General features: G+C 56.9%; 18 protein-coding genes. 13 read left to right on the forward strand and 5 right to left on the reverse strand.

The window, feature by feature from the left end; translation table 11 throughout:
* Positions 1 to 115 precede the first annotated feature (115 nt).
* On the reverse strand, positions 116 to 1,459 hold the full coding sequence (locus tag N5W20_RS02165; protein ID WP_319807292.1) for a UdgX family uracil-DNA binding protein: 1,344 nt from the start codon (positions 1,457 to 1,459) through the stop codon (positions 116 to 118).
* 357 nt (positions 1,460 to 1,816) lie between these two features.
* Here N5W20_RS02165 and N5W20_RS02170 point away from each other — a divergent pair, with 357 nt between their 5' ends.
* On the forward strand, positions 1,817 to 2,305 hold the full coding sequence (locus N5W20_RS02170) for a MucR family transcriptional regulator (protein WP_319807293.1): 489 nt from the start codon (positions 1,817 to 1,819) through the stop codon (positions 2,303 to 2,305).
* Positions 2,306 to 2,673: 368 nt separating this feature from the next.
* The gene (gene ihfB / locus N5W20_RS02175; protein ID WP_319807294.1) at positions 2,674 to 2,958 is read left to right on the forward strand and encodes an integration host factor subunit beta; all 285 of its coding nucleotides are present in this window, start codon (positions 2,674 to 2,676) and stop codon (positions 2,956 to 2,958) included.
* A gap of 43 nt (positions 2,959 to 3,001) precedes the next feature.
* Here ihfB and N5W20_RS02180 read toward each other — a convergent pair whose 3' ends face one another.
* Positions 3,002 to 3,958 (reverse strand): LysR family transcriptional regulator, encoded by a 957-nt coding sequence (locus N5W20_RS02180; RefSeq protein WP_319807295.1) that lies wholly within the window; start codon positions 3,956 to 3,958, stop codon positions 3,002 to 3,004.
* 144 nt (positions 3,959 to 4,102) lie between these two features.
* Positions 4,103 to 5,059 carry a thioredoxin-disulfide reductase gene (gene trxB / locus N5W20_RS02185; protein WP_319807296.1) on the reverse strand — a complete coding sequence of 319 codons (957 nt, stop codon included), beginning with the start codon at positions 5,057 to 5,059 and terminating at the stop codon, positions 4,103 to 4,105.
* Between the two features lie 234 nt (positions 5,060 to 5,293).
* On the opposite strand from trxB, the gene N5W20_RS02190 reads away from it, so the two are divergent.
* The 3 genes from N5W20_RS02190 to N5W20_RS02200 are packed head-to-tail and all read left to right on the forward strand — an operon-like array spanning position 5,294 to position 8,198.
* On the forward strand, positions 5,294 to 5,692 hold the full coding sequence (locus N5W20_RS02190; RefSeq protein ID WP_408869429.1) for an Lrp/AsnC family transcriptional regulator: 399 nt from the start codon (positions 5,294 to 5,296) through the stop codon (positions 5,690 to 5,692).
* Entirely contained in the window at positions 5,689 to 6,783 is a 1,095-nt protein-coding gene (locus N5W20_RS02195) for a glycosyltransferase family 2 protein (RefSeq protein ID WP_319807298.1), read from the forward strand. The genes N5W20_RS02190 and N5W20_RS02195 overlap by 4 nt, the downstream gene beginning before the upstream one ends.
* Before the next feature lie 2 nt (positions 6,784 to 6,785).
* Positions 6,786 to 8,198 (forward strand): ArnT family glycosyltransferase, encoded by a 1,413-nt coding sequence (locus N5W20_RS02200; RefSeq protein WP_319807299.1) that lies wholly within the window; start codon positions 6,786 to 6,788, stop codon positions 8,196 to 8,198.
* A gap of 66 nt (positions 8,199 to 8,264) precedes the next feature.
* Here the strand turns inward: N5W20_RS02200 and rpsU are convergent, their stop codons facing one another.
* Entirely contained in the window at positions 8,265 to 8,468 is a 204-nt protein-coding gene (gene rpsU / locus N5W20_RS02205) for a 30S ribosomal protein S21 (RefSeq protein ID WP_141459012.1), read from the reverse strand.
* Between the two features lie 238 nt (positions 8,469 to 8,706).
* Between rpsU and N5W20_RS02210 the strand changes: the two genes are divergently transcribed.
* Genes N5W20_RS02210 through N5W20_RS02220 form a run of 3 tightly spaced genes read left to right on the forward strand, consistent with a single transcriptional unit; the run spans position 8,707 to position 11,265 of the window.
* The gene (locus tag N5W20_RS02210) at positions 8,707 to 9,207 is read left to right on the forward strand and encodes a MarR family winged helix-turn-helix transcriptional regulator (RefSeq protein WP_319807300.1); all 501 of its coding nucleotides are present in this window, start codon (positions 8,707 to 8,709) and stop codon (positions 9,205 to 9,207) included.
* Positions 9,204 to 9,890 (forward strand): response regulator transcription factor, encoded by a 687-nt coding sequence (locus N5W20_RS02215; RefSeq protein ID WP_319807301.1) that lies wholly within the window; start codon positions 9,204 to 9,206, stop codon positions 9,888 to 9,890. The genes N5W20_RS02210 and N5W20_RS02215 overlap by 4 nt, the downstream gene beginning before the upstream one ends.
* A 13-nt stretch (positions 9,891 to 9,903) precedes the next feature.
* The gene (locus tag N5W20_RS02220) at positions 9,904 to 11,265 is read left to right on the forward strand and encodes an ATP-binding protein (protein ID WP_319807302.1); all 1,362 of its coding nucleotides are present in this window, start codon (positions 9,904 to 9,906) and stop codon (positions 11,263 to 11,265) included.
* 35 nt (positions 11,266 to 11,300) lie between these two features.
* Here N5W20_RS02220 and N5W20_RS02225 read toward each other — a convergent pair whose 3' ends face one another.
* Positions 11,301 to 11,879: an outer membrane protein assembly factor BamE gene (locus N5W20_RS02225; protein ID WP_319807303.1), complete on the reverse strand. Its 579-nt coding sequence runs from the start codon at positions 11,877 to 11,879 to the stop codon at positions 11,301 to 11,303.
* A gap of 176 nt (positions 11,880 to 12,055) precedes the next feature.
* Here N5W20_RS02225 and N5W20_RS02230 point away from each other — a divergent pair, with 176 nt between their 5' ends.
* The 5 genes from N5W20_RS02230 (at position 12,056) to N5W20_RS02250 (ending at position 15,681) form a co-directional block, all read left to right on the forward strand.
* Positions 12,056 to 12,601 (forward strand): DUF177 domain-containing protein, encoded by a 546-nt coding sequence (locus N5W20_RS02230; protein ID WP_319807304.1) that lies wholly within the window; start codon positions 12,056 to 12,058, stop codon positions 12,599 to 12,601.
* 289 nt (positions 12,602 to 12,890) lie between these two features.
* Complete coding sequence (gene rpmF / locus N5W20_RS02235) at positions 12,891 to 13,094, forward strand: 50S ribosomal protein L32 (protein WP_319807305.1); 204 nt, start codon at positions 12,891 to 12,893, stop codon at positions 13,092 to 13,094.
* A gap of 63 nt (positions 13,095 to 13,157) precedes the next feature.
* Positions 13,158 to 14,246, forward strand: a complete 1,089-nt coding sequence (plsX, locus tag N5W20_RS02240; RefSeq protein ID WP_319807306.1) for a phosphate acyltransferase PlsX — start codon at positions 13,158 to 13,160, stop codon at positions 14,244 to 14,246.
* A 93-nt stretch (positions 14,247 to 14,339) separates the two neighbouring features.
* Positions 14,340 to 15,296, forward strand: coding sequence for a beta-ketoacyl-ACP synthase III (locus tag N5W20_RS02245; protein ID WP_319807307.1), 957 nt, complete (start codon positions 14,340 to 14,342; stop codon positions 15,294 to 15,296).
* A gap of 61 nt (positions 15,297 to 15,357) precedes the next feature.
* Positions 15,358 to 15,681, forward strand: a complete 324-nt coding sequence (locus N5W20_RS02250; RefSeq protein ID WP_319807308.1) for an integration host factor subunit alpha — start codon at positions 15,358 to 15,360, stop codon at positions 15,679 to 15,681.

Raw genomic sequence — 15,681 nt, forward strand, 5'->3', positions numbered from 1 at the left:
TCCCCCCACTTGTTGGGAATGACGTACTCCATTGCACAATGAAGCATTGAACGCAGCTTTAGAACGGACATTGTCCCACAACAGGATATATAAAATCCTTCAATGTCGCGTCAATTTAAGTTGGATGAAGCTGCGTCTCGCTTTGGGCGGTAGCATCGGCAACGAGTCGCAGATCTGAAAGAAAACGGCGTTTTTCAAAATCCTGGGAAGCGCGGTCCTGGATGCGCAGAAGATAGGATGGGTGCACGGTGATGAGCGCCTCACAATTTCCGAGACGGAAAAATCGTGAGCGCTCCCGATTAACGGTGACGGGACGACCCAACATCGCTGAAGCGGCGGAGGCGCCAAGCAGGATGATGTGCGTCGGTGCAATGAGCGATATTTCCTGCGAGAGCCAGGGGTGACATTGATGAATATGGATGAGGTCCGGTTTCTGATGGAGGCGGCGCCCATATCGGTGTACGAAACGGAAATGTTTAACAGAATTCGTGACATAAAGGCGCGCCCGCTCAAGCCCGACCTCGCGCAGATTCTGGTCCAGCAGGGCACCGGCAGGCCCGACGAAGGGGCGACCGGAGAGATCTTCCTGATCACCCGGCTGCTCGCCGATCAGCATGATTTTTGCGTCAAGGCGGCCTTCCCCGAAGACGGTCCGCGTGCCGATGTCACAAAGGTCACAGGCTGCGCAATCCACCGCATGTGCCCGAAGCTGCGCGAAACGACTTTCACGATTCGGCTCAGGCGCCTTTGACGCACCCGCATGATGTTGCGTCATAGGCGTGTCGGGGATGACAGAGGGAATGGTTTTAACTGGCAGTCGAAGTTGGGGAAGTTGCGCCCAATACCCTGATCCGAAAGCAATCTCTGGTTGAAACTTTTCATTCTGCGCTTTAAGTCCCCCTCGGGAGAAGAATAACGCACTTCCCGTCCATCGAATCGTAACTGTGTCACCTGAAACAACCCAAGGAGAGGGGATCATGCGCGTTAAAGTCGCGGCCTGACCTGTGAAGATACGATGGCCCCGCATGTCGAATACAGGTTGTATTGACCGGTCAGGCGCTGTTTCCCCGCCAGAAAGTGCCAATTTTACAAAAGATTCACGGAAGCGCAGCACAGCCGCGCGACCAGCCTGGATGAGAGCCTCGATTTTCGGGGTCAGGGCGGCAATCTGGGCGTCATCCTGCTGGTGCAACGCCATGACAAAGGTGTAGAGCGTCTCAAAACGATGTGAATCCTGCGCGTGAAACGCTTCCTGCAATTGCACATATCTTTGACGCGTTATTTTGAATGGCGAGGTGTTTTGTTCTGTCGAATCAAGGTTCTGACGTTGAAAAAGATCATCAGGAGGGTTAACGATCCAGTTGATATTGCGGGAATTAACACCGGCGGAAACATGCTTCCGGGTGGCGTCACGCCATGACCGGAAGTCATCGTGATGAGCAAGTGTCACGTCAAACATATTGTTATTAACCTTTCATCCAGATGTGACCGGAAAATCTCCGCACTATAATTTTTTTTAATAAAATAAGAATATCTTCCGAAATACTTAATAACCGCTTTTCTCTCAGTGAGCGATTGGCATCGCTGTTGTGCAGTTTGATGAGGCATTAACGATCATTGACGAATTTCAACCGGTAGAAGCTTTTGAGACGTGCGAATCAGAGTTTCTTTTTTTTTGTAATTCCTGTAGGATTAACAGCATTAACGATCCTCTCGTAAGGCATCGGGGCACATTTGAAGCCGATATTTTGTAGCAACTTCTTTATCATGGGAACGTTCTGAGTTCCCGAGTAAAAAACCAGACCAGGGTAAATAAATGTCCGAGCATGACAACAATAAAGCTCTCCTTGAGCTTACAGTGAAAATCGTCTCTTCACATGTTGCAAATAACCCCGTGACAAGTGAAGATCTGCCTTCGATGATTAAACGCGTCTATGAAGCCCTTCGCGGGGCCGGCGCCGTTGAAGCAGAGCCAGAGCGTCCGCAGCCAGCTGTGCCGATCAAACGCTCGGTATTTCCGGATTACATCGTGTGTCTGGAAGACGGCAAGAAGCTCAAGATGCTGAAGCGCCACCTTCAGAGCGCTTATGGCATGAGCCCGGAACAATATCGTGAGCGTTGGGGCCTGCCGGCGGACTACCCCCTGGTTGCGCCGAATTACGCGGAGCGTCGCTCACATCTCGCGCGCGAGATCGGGCTCGGTCGCAAAATAAACGCCAATCTTGACGTTTCCGGCCGGAAAGATCGTGCCCTCGGTAATGAGAATGAGGGTGGCACAGGTCGGTCAGGCCGCAAACGCGCTTAATATAGAGTAGGTCGTCGCTTCTCCTCCGGCGGTGCGTCAGGCGCCGGGAGGAGTATGTGACTTATTTGCAACTTACACGCGAAGAAATAGCTCGGATTTCGCCTGTCGCGAGAAGAATTACTTATTTTCTGAGCATAAAAAATGCGGTAATTTGAGCTCGTTAAGCAGAGTTCATACATCCATTCGCGTCCGAGTGGGGCTACCGTTAACTGTCTTTAAATCTTTATCTCCTCGACAATAAGCGTGCGGTAGATTTATCAAAGCGAGCCGCATCGAGCAATTTTTACTGGGCTGGGTCTCGACATGCCCGGAGTTGCTCGGTGTTTTTGGTGGTTGCGCGATGCCGTTATTTGTCAGGAGGGGGGAGCATGACGAGATCTGAGCTTATCGCACTGCTGAGTGAAGCATACCCGCAGCTTACAACCCGAGATATAGAGCGCATTGTGCAGACGCTTTTTTCCGAGATTGTTTCCGCCCTTGCACGCGGGGACCGGGTGGAACTGCGCGGTTTCGGGGCTTTTGGCGTCAAAAAACGCGGTGCCCGGCTGGGTCGTAATCCCAAAACGGGTGAGGCCGTCGAAATCGATCAAAAATATGTCTCATTTTTCAAAACCGGAAAAGAACTCCGGGAGCGTATCAACGCCAAAGGTTGAGTAAGGCGATGACGCAACCTCTCATCAAGACAATGTCAGAAACTCAGATTTCAAGACTTGTATGAGAGGTTGATTCGGCAACTGTCGATACATTGCAGGCGTCGTCACCCCCGATATTCCCGAGACTGATTTCATTTAATAGAAAATTGCGCAACATGATGAGCCGCATCGAGGCTTTCAGATTCTGCGGGTAGACAAGGTAAAGCTCAAGCGCTGGGACAGGATGTTCCGGGACAAGGCGCACGAGTTGAGGGTATGATGCCGCCACATAACTCGGCATCGCGCCAACGCCCAACCCTTTTGAGATCGCCTCCGCCATCGCCGGGTAGCTGTTAACTTCCAGATGACTGCGGGAGGGCATGTGCTGTCGTTTGCAAAGCGCCTTACGAAGCCAGTTTGCGTGCGGCAACATAAGCGGATCACCTGAAAAACTGATGACTTGATGTTGTGCAAGGTCGCGGAAATGGCGCGGGATGCGCTTATCCGCCAGGTAATTCTGACTCGCATACACTGGTATTGAGAATGTCGCGAGGTGCCTTTGAATCAGGTCAGGTTGACGCGGCGGATGCACGCGTATGGCGACATCGGCCTCACGCTGGTTCAGATCGAGATCTGTGTCATCAAGTAAGACCTGGATATCAATCTCAGGTTGTTGAACGAAAAACCGTTCCAATCGTGGGATGAGCCAGTAAAGGCCGAATTCGGATGTCGTCGTCAGCTTGATGACGCCCGTCGCTTTTGCGGTGCTGTCACGCAACGATTCCTGCGTGGTGATGAGTTTCTCGAAAACCTCCCGCACTGTGGCGGCAAGGGTTTCACCCTGTTCCGTCAGGACCAGGCCCCGCGCGCGACGGTTGAAAAGCTGAACCCGCAAATCATCCTCCAGAGAGGAGATCTGCCGCGAAACAGTGGATTGGCTTAATTCCAGTTTTTCACCCGCATGGGTGAAGGAGCCCGCCTCAACCACAGCGAAAAAGATGCGCAGCTTGTCCCAGTCCACTCTCTTCCCCCACGCAAACTCTTCATGAAAAACCGGAATATGACCCGCTTCGGCCTATGCGTTTGATCATAATGATACGTCAATAGGTGCGTGGCCGGTCGCTGCCGAAGCGGAACATATTTCTCGTAAGCCGTGTAGAGAAAGTCACGATTCACCCGCAATGAAACGCTCAGCCTCTAAAGCGGCCATGCAGCCTGTGCCCGCTGCGGTGACAGCCTGCCGAAAAACCCTGTCCTGCACATCACCTGCCGCGAAAATTCCGGGGCGGGATGTGCGCGTTGAGCCGGGGGGCGTCGTGATATAGCCCTCAGCGTCACAACTCACAAAGTCCAGAAACGGTGCCGTATTCGGTTGATGGCCGATCGCGATGAAAACACCATCAACTGCCAGGGTCTCCAACGTGTTCTTCTGAAGATTTTTCAGGCGAAGCCCGCTGACAGTGGGCGGTGTTCCGTCCGAAAGAATGTCATCGACGCTGCGATTCCATAAAATGTCGATTTTCGGATCCGCGAAAAGCCGCTCCTGCATGATGCGTTCCGCGCGTAACGTGTCGCGTCGATGGATGAGGGTCACTTTATCCGCATGACGTGTCAGATAGAGGGCCTCCTCAACCGCCGTATTTCCGCCACCAATGACTGCAACATGCTTACCGCGAAAGAAAAACCCGTCACATGTAGCACAGGCGGACACGCCAGCCCCTTGCAGCCGCGTTTCGGAGGGGAGGCCGAGCCATTTTGCCTGTGCGCCAGTCGCGATGACAGCCGTTTTAGCGAGATAAACATCCCCGGAATCGCCTGTGAAGCGAAAGCGCAAGGGTTTATCGTCGCCAAGATCCTCACATGTGGTGACGAGATCCGTCACCATGCGGGTCCCCACAGTTTCAGCCTGGGCGTGCATCTGCTCCATCAGCCATGGCCCCTGAATGGGCGCTGCGAAGCCAGGATAATTTTCAACATCGGTTGTGATGGTCAATTGCCCGCCAGGTTGTAGACCCGTCACCAATATCGGCTTAAGATTGGCACGCGCGGCGTAAATCGCAGCTGTATAACCGGCGGGCCCTGCGCCAATCACGATAAGGTCCGTTTCATATTTACGCGTCATGCTCTCTTACCCATAAAATTGTCTATCGCATTCAAACTGTGGCTCTTCACCCATAATCCAGATATAGAGAATTCGAACGAAACACCAAACGGAGTTTCAGAGGAAGTTTACTGGCATTCTATGACGCGACATGATTCCGATACGTATAAGGCAATCGCACCCTCCCCAATAGATGAACATGCGCTGGACGCGACCGACCTTCGAATTGTTGGGGAATTGCAGATTCATGGTCGCATGACCAACGTTGAACTCGCGCGTCGCACGGGGCTCTCCGCGCCCCCATGTCTCAGGCGAGTCCGACGGTTGGAGGAACTGGGCATCCTCAAGGGGTATCATGCCGATGTGGATGTTGAGAAGCTCGGCTGGCCCATCACTTTTTTTGCGCTGATCGGGCTTGAAAGTCAGAAGGGCGCCGCGCTGGAAGATTTTGAGGGTCGGGTCGCGGATTGGGATGAAGTGCGCGAATGTCACATGATTCGCGGCGGCGGCGATTTTCTGCTGCGCCTCATCGCGCGTGACCCTAATCATCAGAACGAACTCACCCGCCGCCTGACGGATCTGGACGCCGTCGCGCGTGTCGTCACCCTGCAGACAATCCGCACCAGCCTCAGCCGGGCCGGAATTCCTCTATGACGGCGCGCCCGCCGGTCGAACTTTCCATTATCGTGCCCTGTTTCAATGAGGCGGGGAATATCCAGCTTTTTTACAATGCGATCTGCAGGGTTCTCACCGATATGGCGTGGGAAATTATCTTTGTGGATGATGACTCGCCGGATGGGACGTCCCGGATCGTGGCCTCCATCGCGCAGCAGGATGCGCGTGTCCGGTTGGTGCGCCGCGTTGAACGGCGCGGGCTTTCATCGGCGGTGATAGAAGGTGTGCTGGCCTCCACCGCGCCGCTACTCGTCGTCATGGACGGCGATATGCAGCATGACGAATCCATCCTTCCGCAGATGATCGCACCCCTCCGGGAGAATCGTCAGGATATAATGGTCGCCAGCCGCCATATGGAGGGCGGTGACAGTGCGGGGCTGGCCCATCGGGGGCGGCATCTCCTTTCCCGCACCGGGATCAAACTTGGCCAGATCTTTCTCAAACACCCTTTGACCGACCCGATGAGCGGCTATTTCGCGTTCCGTCGCGACTGTTTCAATCAGGCGCTGCCCAAGCTGACGGGGACGGGGTTCAAAATCCTGCTGGAAATGATGCTCGCCCTGCCGCGCTCTGTGCGCATGGGTGAGGCGCCTTTCATTTTTCGGGAAAGACATGCGGGTGAGAGCAAATTAGGGCCGATTGTCCTGTTTCAGTTTCTCGGCATGTTGGTGGAGCGTGTGATCGGCCATATCATTCCGATGCGCTTCTTCGTTTTCGCTTTTGTCGGGGCGCTTGGCATATTGGTCAATCTGGCCGTGTCAGAAGGGGCGCGTTTTGCCGGGTTAAATTTCGGAGCCAGTCAATTGACCGGCATGATCGCCGCCATCATCACGAATTTTTTCCTGAATAACTGCCTGACATATCATGATCGCCCGCTCAAAGGCTGGTTGCGCCTCTCGACGGGTTTCGCGGTTTTCATGGTTGGATGCAGCCTTGGTGCTTACGCGAATATCGGCGTCGCGGAGATGATCTATCACGCTGATCGGCATTGGAGTCAGGCCAGCGCCGCCGGTGCGGTCATTGGTGTGGTTTGGAATTACGCCGTCGCCTCCACACTTGTCTGGCGATGACGATGCGCCAGGCCCTTTCTGATTGCATCGCGGTCTGGTCCCTTCTCATTTTCGTCACTGTGGCGCGGCTGATCCTCGCCGCTGAGATCGGCCTGTCGCCCGATGAGGCTTATTACTGGATCTGGTCCCAGCATCTTCAAGGCGGGTATTTTGATCATCCCCCCGCCGTGGCTTTTATCATCCGTGCCGGAACATGGATCTGGGGTGATACGACCTTCGGCATCCGGTTTTTCGGGCCGATCCTGGGGCTGGCCGGTTCACTCCTTCTCATCAATGCGGGCAGAGATTTGATGGGGCGGCGCGAGGACGGCATCAAAGCCGCACTCCTTTTTAATGCGACGCTTTTTCTCGGTGTCGGGGCCGCGACGATGACGCCGGATACACCGCTCCTGTTTTTCAGCACATTGGCCTTGTGGGCGCTGGGGCGTCTCTATGTGACACAGCGCCCTGAATGGTGGCTCCTTATCGGCGCGGCTTTCGGACTGGGTTTTGACAGCAAATACACGGTCGTGCTTCCGGCGCTTGCCTGCGGTTTATGGTGGCTTTTCTCACCTCGAAAACCGCCCTTCAGATGGGTTGCTGGCGGCGCGCTGATGGGATGTCTCGTCATTTCGCCCGTCCTTCTCTGGAATGCGCAGCATCATTGGGCGAGCTTTCTGAAACAGGGCGGCAGAGCGCAGGATTGGGCGCCATCGCGTGCCGTGCAATTTGTTGGAGAATTGCTGGGCGGGCAGATCGGCCTTGCGACGCCGCTTATTTTTCTGCTGTGTGTGGGCGGCGTCATTGCAGCAATACGCCAGGCGCGTCGCGGCGACGCTTTATGGCTGCTCAGCGCCATGGTGGTGCTTCCGGGCGGCGTCTTTCTGCAACATGCGTTGGGGGGGAGGGTCCAGGCAAACTGGCCGATTATTCTTTACCCCGCTGCGATTCTGCTCGCCACCCGGATGCGCGGTGTCACCACGGCCGCCTGCCTTGGTTATGCCGTGACAGGCCTCATTTATCTTCAGGCTTTAGCACATATCATCCCGCTTTCGCCGCATCAGGACATCATGGCGCGCCAGACCGGGGGGTGGCGGGATTTTGCGCAGCAACTCGCGCGGCAGAGTGAGGGGCAGGCCGTCATATTCCGGGATTATGCGCAGGCATCCCTCGTCCATTTTTACGCGCCCGAACTGACGATTTACAGCACGGACCCACGTTGGTTTTACCTCGATCGCTCGGTCGGGCGGGAAGGGGCGGCGCTTCTGGTTGAAAAACAGGAGTCGCGGGACGCTATCTTGCACGGATGGGTTGCGGCATCGCCAAACCCGACATCCCTATGTCGAAAGGCGCGGGGACAGAATATAAAATGTTACCGTCTGACGCTGATCAAAAATTCAGGAGGGGACTCGGTCATCATCAGGCGGGTGGGGTGATGCCTGGGCGTCAGCCATAAAAAAACCGCCCCGAAAGGCGGTTTTTACCGAACGTCGCGTGACGGCTCAGAAGCCTTCACGTTCCAGACGTTTGCGCTCCATTTTACGTGCACGGCGCACCGCTTCAGCAGCCTCACGCGCGCGGCGCTCAGAGGGCTTCTCGAAATGGCGGCGCAGCTTCATTTCACGAAAAATGCCTTCGCGCTGCATTTTCTTTTTAAGCGCTTTGAGCGCTTGATCGACATTATTGTCACGGACCAGAACCTGCACGTGCCTGTCATCTCCTGTCGCCCAATCGGTGTTGCGGGCTTGCTGAATAAATATGTTCAAGGACGCGCCATTTCGGCTTTTCGTCCGATCAGGTGGTCGCATTAGCATAATTGCGTGGCGCAGCACAAATGTTTTCACGTTTCCGCGCATTTTTGCCTATAAGAGTCAGTCGAAACACGCGCTTAGCCCGCCGGGTGCCCGCCGGTGCGCCAAAGCAAGGCAGAGAGGGCCGTTTACGATGCGTGATATCCAACACGCGCGCCGCCAGGGGCTCCCCGCGCGTAACGTCACCTCGACACATCTTTACCTCAGGGAGGAACAGGTCCGCAGCGCGTGGGAAGCCACGACGGAAGCCTTCCGACAGCTTGAGAAACAGTCAGATGCAAGGCGGATGGAGCACGGTATCGGCAAGGCGCATCAGCGCATTCTGATCCTCCTCGCCAATCGGCCCGGCCTCTCTGTCGGGGATGTGCAGCGTAAACTGGTTGTGTCAAAGCAGAGCCTCAACCGTGAGTTGAATTTGCTGCTCCAAAAACGTTACGTCACCTGCACGGTCGATGGAGTCGATCGACGCGTGCGGCGCCTCCACGTTACGGATAAGGGGCGTGAGCTTGCTGACATCTGCTTTGAGCCGCTGCGACAGTCCCTGACGGCGGCTTACCGTCAGGCCGGGGCGCAGGCTGTGGAAGGATTTCAGCAGGTTCTCGCCTGTCTGACGCGCGACGGAGACGACACTTGAAATCAGCGCATATTCTCGTCGTCGATGATGACCCCCGTCTTTTGAAGCTGATTAAGCGGTTTCTCGATGAAAATGGCTTTCGGGTGACGACGGCCGCCAACGCGGCGGAAGCGCGTCACTTTCTGAAAATGGTGCAGCCCGATGCGATGATTGTGGATGTGATGATGCCGGGCGAGGATGGCATCTCCCTGACGCGGGCCTTGCGGGATGAGGGGTGCGCATGGCCGATCATGGCGTTGACAGCGCGTGGCGAGCCGGAGGAGCGCGTTGACGGGCTTGAGGCCGGGGCGGATGATTATATGGCCAAACCTTTTGAACCGAGGGAGCTGGTCCTGCGGCTTCAGGGCCATTTGCGGCGCGCGACCGGGCAGGTGCCCCATTGCGCGACGCGTCTAATCCGGATCGGCACGCTTGAATTTGACGCCCATCGAGGGCTGCTGAATGGTGGTGACGGCACCATTCATCTGACGGGCCGAGATGTGGCGCTTCTTCAACTTTTCTGCTCCCGCCCCGGGGCCATTCTGTCGCGAGAGGTCATTGCAGGTGCGCTGGCGCTGGAGGATGTCAGTGAGCGCAGCGTTGATGTGCAGGTGACACGTCTGCGCAAGCGTATTGAGCCGGACCCCAGAGAGCCCCGGCACTTACAGACAGTGCGCGGACGCGGTTACGTCTTCAGACCCTGACGGAAGAAGCTGAATGATTTTTCGTAAATTCGGGCGCAGGATTGAACGGCCTTTACGGCGATTTCTGCCACGCTCGCTTTTCGGGCGGTCGCTTCTCATCGTCTTTGTGCCGCTTTTCGTGACGCAGCTTGTCGCATTCCAGCTTTTTTACGGCAATTATCTCAGCCTTGTCTCAAGACGCCTGGCCGACTCCGTTGTCGCGGAGCTGGCCATGACGGTGCGGCTGGTTGCGCGTTTCCCGGATGAGCGTGACTGGATTCTGGACCAGGCGCGTCGGGAGCAGCAACTCGTCGTCACTTATGGTGAAATGTCCGACGCCAAAATCCAGCGCACGCGGAACGTCTTAGGCCCGATGTATGATGACCTGCAGGATGCTGTCAGGCGCGTCTTTCACACATCCTGCCGCATTGATTGGCACGCGACGTCGGATAATGTGCGGTTTGAGTTGCCTTATCGTGGCGGGCTGCTGAGTGTCGAGGTGCCGCGTAAAAGACTGGTGACGGGGCCTGTATGGTTTTTCCTCGCCTGGGCGGGGGGCAGCGCGATCATTCTTTTCGGCATTGCGGGGCTTTTTATCCGCAATCAGGTCCGCGTCATCCGTGGGATTTCCCACGCTGCGGAGCAGTTCGGCATCGGGCGCGATGATGGGCCGATCCATCCGCGCGGCGCGCGGGAAGTGCGCAAGGCGGCGGTGGCTTTCAACCGGATGCAGGCGCGCGTCAACCGGTTTGTTGAGCAACGCACGATCGTCCTTGCCGGTGTCTCGCATGATCTGCGCACGCCGCTGACCCGCCTGCGTCTCTCTCTCGCGATGATCCCGAATGCCGGTGTGATTGAAGCGGCGGCGCTGCGGCCCGACATTGCCGATATGGTGTCCGACATTGCGGAGATGGAGGCGCTGGTGAACAGCTACCTGACCTTCGCACGCGGGGAGGGGGCGGAAGCGCCGGTTGAGACGGATCTCAGCGCCTTGCTTCGTCGGATCGCCGCGGATACGGAACGCGCCGGCGGGCGCATCACCCATATTGATATCCCGGAAGGTATTTTTGCCGTCGTGCGACCGGATGCGCTGCGGCGCGCGCTTGCCAATATCGCGGAAAATGCGCGCACGCACGGGGGCAGCATGTCCATGACCCTCAACCGCCGCGAGACGGAGATCTTCATTTGCGTCGATGATGACGGCGATGGCATTCCCCCGCATTTGCGGGAAGAAGTCTTTCAGCTTTTCTCACGCAATCGCGCGACGGTCAGTGGGAGTGGCCTGGGACTGACGATTGCGCGCGACATCATGCGCGCCCACGGGGGCGAGATCACGCTTCTCGATAGCCCGCAGGGCGGGTTGCGTGTGCTGGTGCGTCTGCCGACGCCCGACTGAAGCGCCATCAGGTCCCTTGCGGGGCGCGCGCTGTCTTACGGAATGGAGTTACCTGTCCCGCCATTACCGGTCCCGATAGCGCCACCCCCAAGCGGGCCCTGGCTGCCGCCGAACTGGTTATTCATGTTTCCAAGCGGGTTATAGCGGCCCACATTGCCCAGCAATTGCTGGAAGACATTAACCTTCGTCCCGGGTGCCGGCGTCGCGCCCGGTGCCATGCCGACATTATATCGGTCGCTGGAATCATATTGCGACACATTACGCAGGACGCCGCCATGATCAAACGCCAGCACAGTGACATCCTGCTTACGGATTTTGGGATAGCTCAGCGGCTGTTGATGGGTGACGAGCGAGATATAGATCCACTTATTATCGTCGAAAGTGGATGTCGTCGTCGGGGAACCGATGAGTTGCCGCACGTCATCTTTCGTGCTGGTGCCGGGAACAAGGAGTTTGAAATCGGCCTTCTCAACCAGCGTGCCGCGATTTTGCGGAATCGGCCCGAAGACGGAACAGCCAGCCAGTAAGGGTACGGACAGCGCCAAACTGGCGGCGGCATAGCGCAGGGAAAAAGCCGGACCCCTGGTTGTGTGGACAAGTTTCACGCGTGTCATCAGCCGCAGATTCCCGCTTTCATTTGAGCTCCGTCATGTTATATCATCTGCCGATATCATAACAAGATGCCGTGCGGGCCTGACAGAGTGTGTGACACTATAGTGTCACGCGTCGGCGCAGCGCAATCTTCAAACGGTGCTGATGGCGCACAACTTTTCAATTAAGGACATGCCGCGTGGAGCTTCCTTCTGAGCTGGATTGCCGTGTGGCGCTTCACGGTCGAAACGGGGCCGAGCGCCGCGTCAAGGTGGAAGCAAATCACGAGGAATGTGAGCGCATCGCGGAACGCCTCATGATCCCGGCCGTCAAGATGCTGACATGCACTTATAAGGTGATGCCCCTGCACGACCATTCCGTCATTTGCGATGGATGGCTTGACGCGCAGGTCGTGCTTGCCTGCTGCGTCTCCGGCGAGCTGTTTGAAGATGTCGTGTCGGAGGCGTTTCGCGTCCGTTTCGTGACGGAGGCGCGTGAGAGCCCGCAGGATTTTCTTGACCCGGATCTGCCGGATGAAATCATTTTTGACGGGCAGGTCGTTGATCTCGGCGCGCTGACGATTGAGCAGCTGGCCCTGGCATTGCCGCCTTTTCCGCGTAAGCCGGACCTTCCGGAGGTCGATATTGCTGAAGACCCCGCCACGCCGGATGACGATATGCCGACGACCCGTCCCTTCGCGCATCTCGCACATTTGATGAATAAGAAATCCCGCAAGGGCGATTAACGTGCATCCCAGGCGCGGACGCGTATGAATGTTGCGTCAGGCACGCCTTCTCCCCACATAAAGTGAGGTGCCCGGCCCATGGGCTGCCTTTGAGGTGGGGGACCGCGCTGCAAAAGGTGGAGGGGCAAGGCCCCGTGCAGGAAGGGCGGGTGATCAGGCGACGAGACGCTTGCGAGTTTTAAACGTGTCTGCTAGAGGATGCGCGCCTTATTACATTGAATCGTATCGCTCTACATCACAGTCGCTCGACGTCTGGGACGGGCGACTTACTGGAAAGAGACCTTTTACCATGGCCGTTCCGAAAAGAAAAACCTCGCCATCCCGTCGCGGTATGCGCCGGAGCCATCACGCCCTGACGATTCAGGCGAGCGCAGAATGCGCCAATTGTGGTGAACTGAAACGCCCGCATCACGTCTGCTCTCATTGTGGACATTATGACGGACGTGAGGTGGTCGCTGCCGGCAAGACCCTGAAGACAACTGTCCGCGCCTGATCCTGCGGCGGCTCGGCATGCCTCTGGCGGCTGAAGAGGACGGGTTGATGCGTGAGGCTCGCAATGATTGATAACGTCGTGGCGCCTGATCAGGCAGCTTCGTTCAGCCTTGCGATTGACGCGATGGGCGGGGATGACGCGCCCGAGATTGTCGTTGCCGGGTTAGATCTGGCCGCCGACCGCCATCCGGGCGCGCGCTTCCTCCTTTTCGGTGACGAAGCCAGGCTGACGCCGCTCCTTGCACGCTATAAAAAAGCGGCGCAGATCGCCCAGATCGCCCACACGACGGAAGCGATCACGATGGAGATGAGGCCGACATCGGCCCTGCGCCTTCGCGACTCCTCTTTGAGGATGGCCATCACAGCCGTGGCGGATGGAAGGGCACGCGGTGTCGTTTCCGCGGGGAATAGCGGCGCTCTGCTCGCGCTGGCCAAAATCCTTCTCAAAACCCTGCCGGGTATCTCCCGCCCTGCCATGGCGGCCGTCAATCCCTCCGCGCGGGGTGATGTCGTCATGCTGGATCTCGGGGCGAATATCTCCTGCGATGCGCGAAATCTCGTTGAATTTGCGGTCATGGGTGAGGCTTTTTCCCAGGCTGTGCTCGGCCTGCCTGCCCCGCGCATTGGCCTGCTCAATGTCGGGGTTGAAGAGCTTAAAGGTGATGAGCGCCTGCGATGCGCTGCCGATGCCTTGCGCGCGTCTCCGCTGAGTGCGCAATTTCTGGGCTTTGTTGAAGGGCACGACATTACGGCGGGGACGGCGGATGTCGTCGTCACTGACGGATTCACCGGCAATATCGCCCTTAAGACGGGTGAGGGGGCGCTCAAGCTTGCAGCCCAGCTTCTGCAGCAGATTTTCAAAACGAATCTGCTGACAAAAATCGGCTATATTCTGGTGCGCCCCGGCTTGCGACGGATGCGGGAGTGGATTGACCCACGCCAATATAATGGTGCCGTTTTCGTGGGGCTCAATGGCATCGTCGTCAAATCTCATGGTGGCGCCGACGCTGAGGGTTTCGCCTCCGCGATCGATGTTGCGATGGATGCTGTCGATAATGAGGTGAATAAAAAGATCCGCTCCCGGCTTAAGCAGATTCAGTTCCTGCAGGAAGCCCCTGACGCATCTGAGAGCGGCACCACCACTACAGATTGAACATTCTGAATAACGCCTGTTTTGCACTAAACTGTACTTTGCCGGGCCGATCCGACACGGTAGGGTGTCGTGCAAAAAAAAAAGGAAGTCTTTATGCCTGTCCGCTCAAAACTGATCGGGTTCGGGGGGTATCTCCCTGATAAAATCGTCACAAATGCGGACCTCTCAACGCGGGTCGATACGTCGGATGAATGGATTCGCACCCGCACCGGCATCGCGCAACGTCACATTGCCGGGCCGGACGATTCGGCGGCAAGCATGGGGGAAGCCGCCGCACGGGCCGCACTTGAATATGCCGGCGTCGATGCGGAGACGGTGGATGCCATCATCGTCGCCACCGCCACGCCGGACCAGCCTTTCCCCGCTGTCGCGACACGCATCCAGGGTGCGCTCGGCCTCAAACAAGGTTTTGCCTTCGATATCAGCGCTGCGTGTTCCGGCTTTATTTACGCGCTGGCCGTTGCCGATTCCCTCATCCAGACGAAGCAGGCGCGCCGGGTGCTTGTGATCGGGAGTGAGGTTTACTCCCGGATTCTCGATTGGTCTGATCGCACCACATGTGTGCTTTTCGGCGATGGGGCGGGCGCTGTCCTGCTCGATATCGCGGAGCCGGAGTCGGAGAGCGTCATTCTGTCGACTCACCTGCATAGTGACGGTGCCCATGCCGATATTCTCTATGTGGAACGTGAGGGGAAAGACGGCCCGTCCCTGCGTATGAATGGCCGGGAGGTCTTCCGGCACGCCGTGACAAAGCTCGCGGAGGTTGTGGATGAGGCCCTGCATGCACATGGTATGACAGGTAAGGATGTGCAGTGGCTCGTCCCGCACCAGGCCAATCTGCGCATCATTGACGGTGTGGCAAAAAAGCTCGCCCTGCCTCAGGAGCGCGTCATTGTGACGGTTGACCGTCACGCCAATACTTCCGCCGCCTCCATCCCCCTGGCGCTCAACGAAGCAGTTCGCGACGGGCGTGTAAAAAAGGGTGAAATTGTGTTGTTGGAGGCGCTTGGCGGCGGACTTACCTGGGGCGCCGCGCTGCTGAGACTGTAACAGTTACTGTTTTATTGACGTTAATATTTGACGCAGAAAATTACCGTGGTAGCTTGTGCACATGTCTACAATCACACGCGCTCATCTGGTCGATTTACTTCACACCCGTATAGGTTTGTCGCGGCAAGACAACTCTGACGTGCTTGAAAGCGTATTAGAGAATATCGCAGCAAGCCTCGAGTCCGGCGAAACCGTGAAATTAAGCGGTTTCGGGACGTTTGCCGTCCGCAAAAAGGGCCGTCGCATTGGTCGCAACCCCAAGACGGGGGAAGAAGTGGCCATACAACCTAGGAGTGTCCTGATTTTCAGGCCAAGCCAGATGTTGAAGTCAGCCCTCCGCGCGGCCCCCATCAAGGAAAAGAGAGTCGTCGAGGAGGTCACGTAA

Source organism: Candidatus Kirkpatrickella diaphorinae, from assembly GCF_025736875.1.
In the GTDB taxonomy this organism is placed as follows: Bacteria; Pseudomonadota; Alphaproteobacteria; order Acetobacterales; family Acetobacteraceae; genus Sorlinia; species Sorlinia diaphorinae.

Excerpts from the sequence above, each read along its gene's own strand:
- N5W20_RS02165 (WP_319807292.1), bottom strand. The coding sequence starts at position 1,459 with ATGTTTGACGTGACACTTGCTCATCACGATGACTTCCGGTCATGGCGT.
- N5W20_RS02170 (WP_319807293.1), top strand. The coding sequence starts at position 1,817 with ATGTCCGAGCATGACAACAATAAAGCTCTCCTTGAGCTTACAGTGAAA.
- ihfB (WP_319807294.1), top strand. The coding sequence starts at position 2,674 with ATGACGAGATCTGAGCTTATCGCACTGCTGAGTGAAGCATACCCGCAG.
- trxB (WP_319807296.1), bottom strand. The coding sequence starts at position 5,059 with ATGACGCGTAAATATGAAACGGACCTTATCGTGATTGGCGCAGGGCCC.
- N5W20_RS02190 (WP_408869429.1), top strand. The coding sequence starts at position 5,294 with ATGACCAACGTTGAACTCGCGCGTCGCACGGGGCTCTCCGCGCCCCCA.
- N5W20_RS02195 (WP_319807298.1), top strand. The coding sequence starts at position 5,689 with ATGACGGCGCGCCCGCCGGTCGAACTTTCCATTATCGTGCCCTGTTTC.
- N5W20_RS02200 (WP_319807299.1), top strand. The coding sequence starts at position 6,786 with ATGCGCCAGGCCCTTTCTGATTGCATCGCGGTCTGGTCCCTTCTCATT.
- N5W20_RS02210 (WP_319807300.1), top strand. The coding sequence starts at position 8,707 with ATGCGTGATATCCAACACGCGCGCCGCCAGGGGCTCCCCGCGCGTAAC.
- N5W20_RS02220 (WP_319807302.1), top strand. The coding sequence starts at position 9,904 with ATGATTTTTCGTAAATTCGGGCGCAGGATTGAACGGCCTTTACGGCGA.
- N5W20_RS02225 (WP_319807303.1), bottom strand. The coding sequence starts at position 11,879 with ATGACACGCGTGAAACTTGTCCACACAACCAGGGGTCCGGCTTTTTCC.
- rpmF (WP_319807305.1), top strand. The coding sequence starts at position 12,891 with ATGGCCGTTCCGAAAAGAAAAACCTCGCCATCCCGTCGCGGTATGCGC.
- plsX (WP_319807306.1), top strand. The coding sequence starts at position 13,158 with ATGATTGATAACGTCGTGGCGCCTGATCAGGCAGCTTCGTTCAGCCTT.
- N5W20_RS02245 (WP_319807307.1), top strand. The coding sequence starts at position 14,340 with ATGCCTGTCCGCTCAAAACTGATCGGGTTCGGGGGGTATCTCCCTGAT.
- N5W20_RS02250 (WP_319807308.1), top strand. The coding sequence starts at position 15,358 with ATGTCTACAATCACACGCGCTCATCTGGTCGATTTACTTCACACCCGT.